The 12,853-nt window shown below is 66.7% G+C and carries 12 protein-coding genes and 1 tRNA gene; 7 read left to right on the forward strand and 6 right to left on the reverse strand.

The genetic code is table 11. The features are described 5' to 3' along the window. Positions 1 to 24: 24 nt before the first annotated feature. The 4 genes from K410_RS0109205 to K410_RS0109220 form a co-directional block, all read right to left on the reverse strand. Positions 25 to 798, reverse strand: coding sequence for an SDR family NAD(P)-dependent oxidoreductase (locus tag K410_RS0109205; RefSeq protein WP_028134575.1), 774 nt, complete (start codon positions 796 to 798; stop codon positions 25 to 27). Between the two features lie 227 nt (positions 799 to 1,025). Further along, positions 1,026 to 1,100: transfer RNA gene (locus K410_RS0109210), tRNA-Val, on the reverse strand. Between the two features lie 160 nt (positions 1,101 to 1,260). Further along, a complete protein-coding gene (locus tag K410_RS0109215) occupies positions 1,261 to 2,553 on the reverse strand; it encodes a coiled-coil domain-containing protein (RefSeq protein WP_028134576.1) in 1,293 nt (430 codons plus the stop codon). 120 nt (positions 2,554 to 2,673) lie between these two features. Beyond that, complete coding sequence (locus K410_RS0109220) at positions 2,674 to 3,279, reverse strand: DUF1134 domain-containing protein (RefSeq protein ID WP_028134577.1); 606 nt, start codon at positions 3,277 to 3,279, stop codon at positions 2,674 to 2,676. Positions 3,280 to 3,418: 139 nt separating this feature from the next. Here K410_RS0109220 and K410_RS0109225 point away from each other — a divergent pair, with 139 nt between their 5' ends. After that, on the forward strand, positions 3,419 to 3,904 hold the full coding sequence (locus tag K410_RS0109225; protein ID WP_028134578.1) for a YHS domain-containing (seleno)protein: 486 nt from the start codon (positions 3,419 to 3,421) through the stop codon (positions 3,902 to 3,904). Here K410_RS0109225 and K410_RS0109230 read toward each other — a convergent pair. Then, on the reverse strand, positions 3,898 to 4,722 hold the full coding sequence (locus tag K410_RS0109230) for a 3'(2'),5'-bisphosphate nucleotidase CysQ family protein (protein WP_049819975.1): 825 nt from the start codon (positions 4,720 to 4,722) through the stop codon (positions 3,898 to 3,900). The two genes, K410_RS0109225 and K410_RS0109230, sit on opposite strands and share 7 nt — an antisense overlap. A 202-nt stretch (positions 4,723 to 4,924) precedes the next feature. On the opposite strand from K410_RS0109230, the gene chpT reads away from it, so the two are divergent. From chpT to K410_RS0109260, 6 genes are all read left to right on the forward strand, one after another. After that, entirely contained in the window at positions 4,925 to 5,578 is a 654-nt protein-coding gene (gene chpT, locus K410_RS0109235) for a histidine phosphotransferase ChpT (protein WP_028134580.1), read from the forward strand. A gap of 195 nt (positions 5,579 to 5,773) precedes the next feature. Further along, positions 5,774 to 8,566 carry a hybrid sensor histidine kinase/response regulator gene (locus K410_RS0109240; protein WP_028134581.1) on the forward strand — a complete coding sequence of 931 codons (2,793 nt, stop codon included), beginning with the start codon at positions 5,774 to 5,776 and terminating at the stop codon, positions 8,564 to 8,566. A gap of 27 nt (positions 8,567 to 8,593) precedes the next feature. After that, positions 8,594 to 9,064, forward strand: a complete 471-nt coding sequence (locus tag K410_RS0109245) for a chemotaxis protein CheW (protein WP_028134582.1) — start codon at positions 8,594 to 8,596, stop codon at positions 9,062 to 9,064. 72 nt (positions 9,065 to 9,136) lie between these two features. Then, positions 9,137 to 9,502, forward strand: coding sequence for a response regulator (locus tag K410_RS0109250; protein WP_028134583.1), 366 nt, complete (start codon positions 9,137 to 9,139; stop codon positions 9,500 to 9,502). A gap of 74 nt (positions 9,503 to 9,576) precedes the next feature. Continuing rightward, on the forward strand, positions 9,577 to 10,767 hold the full coding sequence (locus K410_RS0109255) for a protein-glutamate methylesterase/protein-glutamine glutaminase (protein ID WP_028134584.1): 1,191 nt from the start codon (positions 9,577 to 9,579) through the stop codon (positions 10,765 to 10,767). Next, positions 10,764 to 11,636 carry a CheR family methyltransferase gene (locus tag K410_RS0109260; protein ID WP_028134585.1) on the forward strand — a complete coding sequence of 291 codons (873 nt, stop codon included), beginning with the start codon at positions 10,764 to 10,766 and terminating at the stop codon, positions 11,634 to 11,636. Before K410_RS0109255 ends, K410_RS0109260 begins: the two co-directional genes overlap by 4 nt. Before the next feature lie 55 nt (positions 11,637 to 11,691). On the opposite strand, the gene K410_RS0109265 is transcribed toward K410_RS0109260, so the two are convergent. Then, the gene (locus tag K410_RS0109265; RefSeq protein WP_028134586.1) at positions 11,692 to 12,852 is read right to left on the reverse strand and encodes a glutathionylspermidine synthase family protein; all 1,161 of its coding nucleotides are present in this window, start codon (positions 12,850 to 12,852) and stop codon (positions 11,692 to 11,694) included. Position 12,853 lies beyond the last annotated feature (1 nt).

The raw sequence follows: 12,853 nt of genomic DNA on the forward strand, positions 1-12,853 counted from the left end.
CGCCGCTCTCTCCACCGACGTGCCCTACGCCGCCGGCAGCTCAACGCCTGTCAGCTTCTCCAATTCCGCGATCAGCGCGTCCTGAAACTTCGGATCCGCCGCCTCGCTGGCCGGCTGCTGCTGCGCGAGATGATGCCAATAGCGCCCGCTGACCAGGGCCGCGGAATCCTCGCTGACCGCCAACCAGGTTTGCGTCCGTTGCCCGGTGTCGATATCGACCGGCGCGCCTGCGCCGCCCATCTTCGTGCGCACCCAGCCGGGATCGACGGCGTTGCAGAGGACCCCAGGCCAGCGCCGCGCCAGCGCGAAGGCGAGCGCGACCACGTGCAGCTTGCTCTCGGCATAGGCCTTGGCCGCATCCCAGGGACGCCTGGTCCAGTCGAGGTCGTCGAGCGAGCCTTCTCCACCCCGGTGCAATCCGCTGCTGAGATACACCAATCGACTCGGCCGTTCGGTCAGCGCCGTCAGCATGTAAGGCGCAAGCGTGTTGATCGCGAGCGTTTCGGCATGGCCTTCCGGCGTCGTGCCACGGGCTGGCCGCGTGTAGACGCCGGCGTTGTGGATGACCGCGTCCATGCGCCCGATCGCGTTGACTTGCTCGGCGACAGCCTTTGTCGCGGCTGCGCTTGTGAGATCTCCGATTGCGATCCCCGCGCAGCGCGACCTCAGTTCGCCGAGCGCGTCGGCACGATCGGCCGAGCGCGCGTGCAGCACCACGCGGTGTCCTTGATCGAGCAGCGATTGCGCCGCCGCCCGGCCGAGGCCATCGGTGCTGCCAGTGATGAAGATGGTCGCCATGGGCTACTCCAGAGGCCAATTCGGGAAAGCCGCAACCCCTTGATTTGGCTGAGGTCGGCTACTGTGCATGGGGTTGTTTTCGAGGTTTTGCCGGAGCGGGAGCAAACGCCCCAGTCCGTCTCCACGCTTCGAGCTCCGCCGGACCCGCTTCGCCATGATTGGACGTGGCTGCGCCACGCGAAGCCTCTTGGCGGTGGCTGCGCCACGCGAAGCGTTCTGGCGAAGCGTGGTGGGCGCACAAGGGATCGAACCTTGGACCTCTCCCGTGTGAAGGGAACGCTCTCCCGCTGAGCTATGCGCCCGGGACCATCATGCAGACGGCCGGACCTTGTCGGCCGGCCGGCGCATCGGAGCCCGCGATTTAGAAGTGCGGGCTTGAGGTGTCAAGTTTTCAGGTGCCGCGGGTCAGGAAAACCTCGCCCCGGTCACCCGATGCCGTCGCCGAGGCGCGATTTGGGCCGCTTACGCGCCCTGCTGGCGGGCGCGGGAGGCGTGGGCCTGCAGCGCCCGGATCCGCTCGGCCAGCGTTCCGCCGCCTTCGGGCAGGCTCGGCGTGCCGTTGGTCGCGGCGTCGTTGGCCGGGCGCGGCGCCGGCTTCGGCGGCTGGCCGGCCTCGGCCGCCAGCAGCGCTTCGATCGGCGAGTTCGGGCCTTCGAGCTGCATCGCGAGCTTGGCCACCTCGGCGGCGATGTCGTTGATGCGCTCGCGCAACAGCGCATTCTCCATGCGCTCGGTCGCCCAGGAGCTCTCCGCCTGCTGCTGGATCGCATTGACGTCGCGCTGCAGCTTGGCGCGCTCCTCGCGCGCGGTGCGGAGCTGGGCCTCGAGCGCGGCCTTTTCCGCCCGCAGGGTCTCGACGGCGGCCGACGACTTCGCGCTGCTCAAGCCGGCGATGTCGACGCGCAGCTCCTTGATGGTGCGCTCGGCTGCTTCATTGGCCTGGCGCAGCTGGTTGTTCTCGTACTCGCGCTCGGCGAGCAGCTTGCCCTGCATGGCGAGGCGGCCTTCGAGATCGGCGACGCGGCCGGACAGCATCTCGGCTTCCTTGACCTGCAACAGCAGCTGGCGGTCGAGCTCGGTGACGCGCTGGCTGAGATTCTCGACCCGGCCACGCGCCTCGCCGAGCTCGCGCGAGGCGGTCTCGGATTCGGTGCGCTCCTGCGCGAGGCGCGCCTGGGTGGCGGCAAATTCCTTCTCGGCGTCGCCGACCCGGTTCTTCAATTCCTCGATCTGCGCGCGCACGGCGAGCAGCTCGACCTGGCGGCTCTCCGCCATCATCGAGCGATCGGAGAGCTCGGAGTTGATCCTGGCGAGCTCGGCCTGCTTGTCGGCCAGCGCGATCTCGGCTTCGCGCAAGGCTGCGGTCTTGGTGTTGAATTCCTCTTCGGTGGCGCGGAGCTGCTCCTTCACCGCTTTCTCGCGCGCCTCGAGCGCGAAGATCGTGGCGTTCTTCTCGCCGAGCTCGATCTTCATGCGGTTGATGGCGTCGCTCTTCTTGCCGAGCTCGGCGAGCTGGCTCGTGGTCTTGTTCTTGAGCTGGTCGACGCTCATCTCGAGCCGCCGCGCCGACATGGCGAATTCGGCGCGGAGCTGGTCCTTGTCGGCCTGGATCTCCGCCATCGACAGCGGCGTGGCGGCCTCCAGCCGGCGCGTGGTCAGGCGCACGGCGCGGTTATGCACCAGCGGCACGATGGCGAGCCCGCACAGCATCGACAGCAGGAAACCGATCGCCAGGTACATGATCGGCTCGACCATGGGGCAGAACTCCCAAGCTTAAGGAAAAATTCACCAACGACCATGCCATGGCGCGCCGGCAGAAGGCCAGCCCCGGCCTGTCGTTAACCTTGATCCGTAACCGGATGGGAGCAGAAGGACCTAGAACGGGTTCCAGGTCGCCCGCGGGGTGTATTTGAGATAGCCGATATTGGCGCCGAGCCGTAAGCCCAAGCCCGAGCGGATCGGCACCAGCACGATGTTGTTGGCGGTGAGCGCCGTCATGCCGAAGCCGCCGATGATATAGGCCGAGCCGTCGAGGCCGGCGAAGCGCTGGTAGATCGCGTTGGTGGCGGGCAGGTTGTAGACCAGCGTCATGGTGCGCGCGCCGTCGCCGCCCCAGTCGAAGCCGAGCGAGGGGCCCTGCCAGTAGACGCGCAGATCCCCGGCGTTCTTGGTGTAGAGCGTGCCTTCGCCGTAGCGCAGGCCGGCGACGAAGGCGCCGGAACCTTCCTCACCCAGGATGTAGCCGTTGGGCAGGCCCCATTGGCTGACCGCCTTCTCGATGATCGAGGCGAGCCCGCGCGAGACGTTGCCGAAGAAGCGGTGGCCGGCCGTGACGAGCTCGTCCGGTCCGTAGGTGCTGGGCGTCGGGGTCCGCTGCGGCGGCGGCAGGTCCGGCGGCGGCGCCGTCTGGGCCGAAGCCGGCACGATCCAGCCGACCATCGCGGCAAGCGCGAGCGCAGCAAGGCGTGATGCGAAAGTCATGAAAGAACCCCTGGTACCGAATCCGGTCGCTTCCTTAACCTGACGCCAACAGGCATGGCTTTAGGTTGCGCCGGATGTCCCCTCGACTCGGATGTTATCCGTAGCAACTATGACGGCACAACGGCAGGAAGATAGCCCTTTGCGCCCCGGAATCGCCTTGATCGGGCTCCTCGTCTGCCTGCTGTCGGGCATATGGATCGCCGGCGCCGGCTTGCCGGCCGAGGCTGCCACCACCGAGCGGGTCGTCGTCAACCGTTTCACCGGCGTCGCCATCGAAGGCTTCGACCCCGTGGCCTATTTCGTCGATGGCCAGGCGGTGCAGGGCACGGCGGAGTTCGAGGCGAACCTGTGGGGCGCGGTCTGGCGCTTCCGCAACGAGGGCAACCGCGCCTCCTTCCTGGCCCATCCTGAAATCTATGGGCCGCAATTCGGCGGCTACGATCCCGCCGATATCGCCCGCGGCGTCACCATCGCCGGCAATCCTCGTTTCTTCGCGATCTCGGCGCAGCGGCTGTATTTGTTCAGCCGGGAGGCCAATCGCGACGCCTTCGCCGCCAATCCCGAACGGTTCCTCTATGAGGTCGGCAAGCGCTGGCCGGCGCTTCTGGAACAGCTCGGTCAGTAGCGGCCTACCGCCTGCGGATCGCCCCAGGCGACGAATTCCGGGATGATGAAGCCGCGCGCCTGCCGCGCACCGAAGCGCAGCTCGCCGCCCTTGCCGTCGGTCACCCTGCCGCCGGCCGCGGTCACCACCGCAGCACCGGCCCCGACGTCCCATTCACAGGTGGGCCCGAAGCGGGGGTAGATGTCGGCGCTGCCTTCCGCGATCCGGCCGAATTTCACGGCCGAGCCGCAGGTCTTGCGCACGGCGTTGGGCCTGCCATCGATGAAGGCCTCGCTCCTGGGATCGCCATGCGAGCGGCTCACCGCTGCGATCCAGGGCTCGCCCCGCGCCGGCAGCTTGCGGGTGTGGATCGGCTCGGCCGTGCCAATGGTCGCGCCGTCAAGCCGCACCCGCTCGGCGCCGCGGCCGACGATGCCGCGCCAGAGCACGCCGAGCGCGGGCGCGCTGACGATGCCGAGCAGCGGCACGCCTGACGTCACCAGGGCGAGGTTGACGGTGAACTCGTCGCGACCGGCGACGAACTCCTTGGTGCCGTCGAGCGGATCGATCAGGAAGAAGCTGGCGTCAAACGGCGGCGAGGCGAGCTGGGCCCGCTCTTCCGAGAGCGTCGGGACGTCGCCTGCGAGCTGTGCCAGGCCCTCGGCGATGATGCGGTCGGCGGCGAGGTCGGCCTCGGTCACGGGCGAGCCATCCTGCTTGCCCTCGACCCGCATCGCCGCGCGGTTGACCGACAGGATCGCCTCGCCCGCCTTCACGACCAGCGCCGTCAGCGGCTCCATCAGCCCGGAGGCGGCCGCGCCGTCGATGATCCGCTTCACCTGGATGCCTCAATCATCGGCAATTCGTTCCTTCTGGACTGATTCGGCCCGATCGATTGATCGGGCTTATGTCCGCCTCGACCCGATCGCAAGCTAGCTGCCGCGGGCTAGCGAATGTTAGAACCCGCAGCATCCGTCAAGCATGCGTGATTCGCGGCGTCCAGCGCCGTGCAATTCCAGGAACCCTCCAGGACCCCTTTATATGTCTGACGCCTCGTCGCCCGCGACCGCTACTGCTCCCGATATGCTCGAACTCGCCGCGCTGCTGTGCTCGCGGGTCTGCCACGATCTCATCAGCCCCGTCGGCGCCATCGTCAACGGGCTCGAGGTGCTCGACGACGATCCCAAGCCCGAAGACCGCGAGTTCGCGCTCGACCTGATCCGCAAGAGCGCCAAGACCGCCTCGGCCCGGCTCCAGTTCTGCCGTCTTGCCTTCGGCGCGGCCGGCTCCTCCGGCGCGCAGATCGATCTCGGCGATGCCCAGACCATGGCGAAAGGCCACATCGAGGACGGCAAGTGCTCGATCACCTGGAACCTGCCGCGGCTCCTCCTGCCGAAGAACCGCGTCAAGCTGCTGCTCAACATGCTGGTCGTCGCCCAGCACACGATCCCGCGCGGCGGCATGCTGACGATCGACCCGATCGGCGAGGGCGAGACGATGAGCTTTCGCATCACCGCGACCGGTCATAACGCGCGCCTGCCGCAGAACATCTCCGAGCTGCTGAGCGGCGAGCGCGGGCCGGCCGCCGATGCGCACGCGATCCAGCCTTATTATACGCGGCTGCTGGCGCAGGCCTGCGGGCTCACCGTGAAGCTCGCGCCGGAAGGCGAAGCCATCACCGTTACCGCTTCGTAAACGCCGCGTCGCGCCCGGCCTCTTAAGCAAATCTTTACGAGGCGCTTCGGCTTGTCCGGAGCGCCTTATCTCTTTGTTGGTTCCGTTCTTTTGCACATACTCAACCAATATTAAACGCTTTGCGGTGAAGCTGGCATCATTCCGAAATGGCGCATCACACATCGTGCGCGCCCTTCCTGTATGAAGGCCTTTTTCATGGATGATCTGTTGCGGGAGTTTCTGACGGAGACCAGCGAGAGCCTGGACACCGTGGACAATCAATTGGTGAAGTTCGAGCAGGAGCCGAACAACGCCAAGATCCTGGATAACATCTTCCGCCTGGTCCACACCATCAAGGGCACCTGCGGCTTCCTCGGCCTGCCGCGGCTGGAAGCGCTGGCCCATGCCGGCGAGACCTTGATGGGCAAATTCCGTGACGGCATGCCGGTGACGGCCGAAGCCGTGACGGTGATCCTGTCCTCGATCGACCGCATCAAGGAGATCCTGGCAGGGCTCGAAGCCACCGAGGCCGAGCCCGAGGGCAACGACCGCGACCTCATCGACAAGCTGGAAGCGATGGTCGAGCAGGGCATGGCGGCCATGGCTGCTGGTAGTGCTGCGGCTCCCGTCGCGGACGCCCCGCCGCTGGCGCCGGAAGCCCCGGTCGCCGCGCCCGCCAAGGAGATGGCGACGGGCACGCTGATCGACCAGACCCTGGAGCGTCCGCTGCGTCCGGGCGAGGTCTCGCTCGACGAGCTCGAGCGCGCCTTCCGCGAGACCGCGATCGAAGCGCCGGTGCCCGCGCCGGTTGCCAAGCCCGAGGTGAAGCCCGAGCTGAAGGCCGAGCCCGCTCCCGAAGCGCCGGCCGCCAAGGACGCAAAGCCCGCCAGGGAGAAGGCCGCGCCGAAGAAGTCGATGGCCGACGAGGGTGCCGGCGAGGGCGCCTCCATCGCCAACCAGTCGATCCGCGTCAACGTGGATACGCTGGAGCACCTCATGACCATGGTCTCCGAGCTGGTCCTGACCCGCAACCAGCTCCTGGAGATCTCCCGCCGCAACGAGGACACCGAGTTCAAGGTGCCGTTGCAGCGCCTGTCCAACGTCACCGCCGAGCTGCAGGAAGGCGTCATGAAGACGCGCATGCAGCCGATCGGCAATGCCTGGCAGAAGCTGCCCCGCATCGTCCGCGATCTCTCATCCGAACTCGGCAAGCAGATCGAGCTGGAGATGCACGGCGCCGACACCGAGCTCGACCGCCAGGTGCTCGACCTGATCAAGGACCCGCTCACCCACATGGTGCGCAACTCCGCCGATCATGGCCTGGAGACCCCCGCCGAGCGCCTCGCCAGCGGCAAGGGCGAGCAGGGCACCATTCGCCTGTCCGCCTATCACGAGGGCGGCCACATCATCATCTGCATCGCCGACAACGGCCGCGGATTGAACACCGAGAAGATCAAGGCCAAGGCGATCTCTAGCGGTCTCGTCACCGAGGCCGAGCTGGAGAAGATGAGCGAGGCCCAGATCCACAAGTTCATCTTCGCGCCCGGCTTCTCCACCGCGGCCGCCATCACCTCGGTCTCGGGGCGCGGCGTCGGCATGGACGTGGTGCGCACCAATATCGACCAGATCGGCGGCACCATCGACATCAAGTCGGTGGCCGGCGAAGGATCTTCGGTCACCATCAAGATCCCGCTGACGCTCGCCATCGTCTCCGCCTTGATCGTGGAAGCCGCCGGCGACCGCTTCGCGATCCCGCAGCTCTCGGTGGTCGAGCTGGTGCGGGCCCGCGCCAATTCCGAGCACCGCATCGAGCGCATCAAGGACACCGCGGTGCTGCGCCTGCGCAACAAGCTGCTGCCGCTGATCCACCTCAAGAAGCTGCTCAAGATCGACGACGGCGCGGCCTCCGATCCCGAGAACGGCTTCATCGTGGTCACGCAAGTCGGCAGCCAGACCTTCGGCATCGTGGTCGACGGCGTGTTCCACACCGAGGAGATCGTGGTCAAGCCGATGTCGACCAAGCTTCGTCACATCGACATGTTCTCCGGCAACACCATCCTGGGCGATGGCGCCGTCATCATGATCATCGACCCCAACGGCATTGCCAAGGCGCTCGGCGCCGCCGGCTCCTCGGCCCATGACATGGGCGACGAGAACGGCGCCCATCACATCGGCTCGGGCGAGCAGACCACCTCGCTGCTCGTGTTCCGCGCCGGCTCCTCGCAGCCCAAGGCGGTCCCGCTCGGCCTCGTCACCCGCCTGGAAGAGCTGCCCGCCGACAAGATCGAGTTCTCCAACGGCCGCTACATGGTGCAGTACCGCGAGCAGCTGATGCCGCTCGTGGCCATGGAAGGCGTCACCATCGCCAGCCAAGGCGCCCAGCCGATCCTGGTGTTCGCCGACGACGGCCGCTCCATGGGCCTCGTCGTCGACGAGATCATCGACATCGTCGAGGAACGCCTCAACATCGAGGTCGGCGGCTCCTCCTCCGGCATCCTGGGCTCGGCCGTGATCAAGGGCCAGGCCACCGAGGTGATCGACGTCGGCCACTTCCTCCCGATGGCGTTCTCCGACTGGTTCACCCGCAAGGAGATGAAGCCGTCGCTGCACTCGCAGTCGGTGCTGCTGGTCGACGACAGCGCGTTCTTCCGCAACATGCTGGCCCCGGTGCTGAAGGCGGCCGGCTACCGCGTCCGCACCGCGCCGACCGCGCAGGAGGGCCTCGCCGCGCTGCGGGCCCAGAGCTTCGACGTGGTCCTGACCGACATCGAGATGCCCGACATGAACGGGTTCGAGTTCGCCGAGACCATCCGCGCCGACAACAATCTCGGTTCGATGCCGATCATCGGCCTGTCGGCGCTGGTGTCGCCGGCGGCGATCGAGCGCGGCCGCCAGGCCGGCTTCCACGATTATGTCGCCAAGTTCGACCGTCCCGGCCTGATCGCGGCGCTGAAGGAGCAGACCGCGGGCGCCGCCGGCGCCTCCGAGCTGAGCCGGGCGGCAGCGTAAGAGCAGGACAGGGATAGGAGATACGAGATGACCAGCAAGACCCAGTCCGCCGAAGGCGCCATGGTCGAATACGTCACCGCGATGATCGGCGGCCAGCTGTTCGGGCTGCCGATCTCCCGCGTCCAGGACGTGTTCATGCCCGAGCGCGTCACCCGCGTGCCGCTGTCCTCGCGCGAGATCGCCGGCGTGCTCAATCTGCGCGGCCGCATCGTCACCGTGATCGACATGCGCGCCCGGCTCGGCCTGCCGCAGCCCGAGGACGGCAAGGTGCCGATGGCGGTCGGCGTCGACCTGCGCGGCGAATCCTACGGCCTGCTGATCGACCAGATCGGCGAGGTGCTGCGCCTGCCCGAAGCCGGCATGGAAGAGAACCCCGTCAACCTCGATCCCCGCATGGCCAAGCTCGCCGGCGGCGTCCACCGCCTCGACGGACAGCTCATGGTCGTCCTCGACGTCGATCGCGTCCTCGAGCTCGCGCCCGAGATGATGGCGGCCTGATACCGCGGCCTCACCGCCGACGGACCTGCAATTGGAAGTGCCCCCCAACGGGGGGAGGAAGCAGAGGTTCACATGCGCACTTGTCTCGTCGTTGATGATTCCAGCGTCATCCGCAAGGTTGCGCGCCGCATCCTGGAGGGCCTCGACTTCCAGATCCTCGAAGCCGAGGACGGTGAGAAGGCGCTGGAAGCCTGCAAGCGCGGCTTGCCCGACGCGGTGCTGCTCGACTGGAACATGCCGGTGATGGACGGTTACGAGTTTCTCGGCCATCTCAGGCGGATGCCCGGCGGCGACCAGCCCAAGGTGGTGTTCTGCACCACCGAGAACGACGTCGCCCATATCGCGCGCGCGCTGCATGCCGGCGCCAACGAATACATCATGAAGCCGTTCGACAAGGATATCGTGACGGCGAAATTCCTGGAAGTCGGCCTTATCTGAGCGATCCGCCGGTGGCCGACCGGATTTTTCGGCGCCGTTTTCAACCGTACCCTTTCAGTCTGAGTTGGTGAGTAATGAGTGTTGCGTTCGCAGGGAATTCGGCCACGACGGCGTCGCGCGAAGCAGGGCCGCTGCGGGTGATGATCGTCGACGATTCCGTCGTCATCCGCGGTCTGATCTCGCGCTGGGTCGGTGCCGAGCACGACATGGAGGTCGCAGCCTCGCTGCGGACCGGGCTCGAGGCGGTCAACCAGATCGAACGCATCAACCCCGACGTCGCAGTGCTCGACATCGAAATGCCCGAGCTCGACGGCATTTCGGCGCTGCCGAGACTGCTGGCGAAGAAGCGCGATCTGGTCATCATCATGGCCTCGACCCTGACCCGCCGCAACGCGGAAATCAGCTTCAAGGCGCTGTCGCTCGGTGCGGCCGATTACATTCCGAAGCCGGAATCGACCCGCGAGGCGTCGGCCGCGGACATCTTTCATCACGACCTGATCCAGAAGATTCGTCATCTCGGCGCGCGGCTGCGGCGCAAGTCCGCAGTCGCGAGCCCGCCGCTGGCGCCCGCGAGCCCGGCTCCGGTCCCGCGCGGTCCCGTTGCGCGGCCCGCCGCGCCCGCTGCGACCGTGCCGGCCGCGCCGTCGGGATCGCTGGCGCTTCGCCCGTTCTCCAATCAGGCCCCCAAGGTGCTGCTGATCGGCTCCTCGACCGGCGGTCCGCAGGCGCTGATGGCGCTCGTCACCGAGCTCGGCCCGGTGATCGACCGTTTCCCGGTGTTGATCACCCAGCACATGCCGCCGACCTTCACGACCATTCTCGCCGAGCATCTGGCGCGTTCGAGCCGCCGGCCGGCAGCCGAGGCGGTCGACGGCGAGCCGGTGAAGCCGGGACGGATCTATCTTGCGCCCGGTGGCAAGCACATGCGCGTCGCACGCAACGGCGCGGACACCGTGATCGCGCTCGACGACGGCCCCGCGGTCAATTTCTGCAAGCCCGCGGTCGACCCGCTCTTCATCTCCGCCATCGACATCTGGCACGGCAATATTCTCTCCGTGATCCTGACGGGCATGGGGTCGGACGGCATGCGCGGCGGCAAGGACATCGTTGCCGCCGGCGGCAGCGTCATCGCGCAGGACGAGGCCTCCAGCGTGGTCTGGGGCATGCCGGGCGCGGCGGCCAATGCCGGCATCTGCGCGGCCATCCTGCCGCTCAATCAGATCGGCGCCAAGGTCAACCGCCTGTTCGCGGGAGACCGCTCGTGACGCCCACCGATTACGATTATCTGCGTAAGTTCCTGAAAGAGCGCTCCGGGCTCGATCTGTCGGCGGACAAGCAATATCTGGTCGAGAGCCGGCTGTTGCCGCTGGCGCGCAAGGCGAGCCTTCCCGGCATTCCCGATCTGGTGCTGAAGATCAGGAACGGCGACGGCCGGCTTGCGACCGACGTGGTCGAAGCGATGACCACCAACGAGACCTTCTTCTACCGCGACAAGATCCCGTTCGATCATCTGCGCGACACCATCCTGCCCGGCCTGATCCAGGCGCGCGCGGCACGCAAATCCTTGCGCATCTGGTCGGCGGCGTCGTCGACGGGGCAGGAGCCCTATTCGATCGCGATGTGCGTGAAGGAGATGGCCGCGGCTCTCGCCGGCTGGCGCATCGAGATCGTCGCCACCGACCTGTCGCAGGAGGTGCTGGAGAAGTCGAAGGCCGGAATCTACAGCCAGTTCGAGGTGCAGCGCGGCCTGCCGATCCAGATGCTGGTCAAATATTTCAAGCAGACCGGCGAGCTCTGGCAGCTCAATGCCGACATTCGCGCCATGGTGCAGTTCCGCCAGCTCAATCTGCTGCAGGACTTCTCTCATCTCGGCACGTTCGACGTGATCTTCTGCCGCAACGTGCTGATCTATTTCGACCAGGACACCAAGGCCGTGATCTTCGAGCGGATGGCGAAGGCCCTGGAGGCCGACGGCACGCTGCTGTTGGGGGCCGCCGAATCCGTCGTCGGCATCACCGACGCGTTCCGCCCCATCGCGGACCGCCGCGGTCTCTACCAGCTCAACCCCGCCCGCTCCGGCCGCCCGATGGGCGGATTGATGCCGCAGCCGCTGAAGCTCGCCGCGGCGAAGTGAGCTTCTCCTCGTCATTCCAGCCTCACTCGCTTCGCGAGCGCCCCGGAATGACAATTCACAAAATCGCATGCGGCAGGAAGCGCGAGCGGTTGCCCGTGATCGGGCTCTCGTCCTCGCGGATCGACAAGCCGCACGGCTCGTGATTCACCAGCCAGCTTCCCACCACCGGATAGAAGCCCGAAAAGTTCGGCAGCGGTGCCAGCGCCTGGTGCACGAAACCTTCGGCGCCGTAGGGGCCCGCCTGCTCGTCGAGCGGCATCCCGCCGGACACCAGCGTGACGTTGGCGCCTTCGCGCGACAGCAGCGGCTTGCGCACATAGGACGTGCCGAGCTCGGCGGCGCGCGGATCATCCTCGAAGAACGCCGGCAGCAGATTGGGATGGTTCGGAAACATCTCCCACAGCAGCGGCAAGATGCCCTTGTTGGAGAGCACCGCCTTCCACGGCGGCTCGATCCAGCGCGTCGGCGCGTCTTTCAGCTTGGCGCCGAAGGCGTCGTGGAACATCCACTCCCAGGGATAGAGCTTGAAGGCGAGCGCGATGTCGTTCTCGTCGAGATCGACGAAGCCGCCGCCTTCATCGCGCCAGCCGATCTGCTCGATGTCGAGCAGCCTGGTCGAGAGCCCGGCCTGGCGTGCGGTGTCCTCGAGATAAGCGAGCGTGCCGGCGTCCTCTGCGTTGTCGGTGATGCCGGCGAGATGGAGATGGCGCCCGGCAGCGATCTCCTTCCACGCCGCGATCAATCGTTCATGGATGGAATTGAACTGATCGGCTCGCGAGGGGATGACGCGGCGTTCGATCGCCTGTTCGAGCCAGGTCCATTGAAACACCGCGGCCTCGAAGATCGAGGTCGGCGTGTCCGCGTTGTACTCGAGCAGCTTTGCCGGACCCTTGCCGTCAAATTTGAGATCGAGACGGCCATAGAGGCTGCGATCGTCGCGCTGCCAGCTTTCGGCGATCAGGCTCCAGAACGCGTCCGGTATCTGCAAGCGCCGCAGGTGGCGCTCGTCGCCGATCACGCGGCCGGCAAGCTCGAGGCACATCGCCTCGATCTCGCCGGTCGGCGTCTCGATGCCGCGCTCGATCTCGTCGAGCGTGAAGCCGTAATAGGCGCGCTCGTCCCAATAGCGTTCGCCGTCGATAGTGTGGAAGACGAAGCCGCATTTTGCCGCGGTCTCTCGCCAGTCGTCGCGCTCGAGGCAAGTGATCCGCTGCATG

This window comes from Bradyrhizobium sp. 22, from assembly GCF_000482425.1.
Lineage (GTDB): Bacteria > Pseudomonadota > Alphaproteobacteria > Rhizobiales > Xanthobacteraceae > Bradyrhizobium > Bradyrhizobium japonicum_B.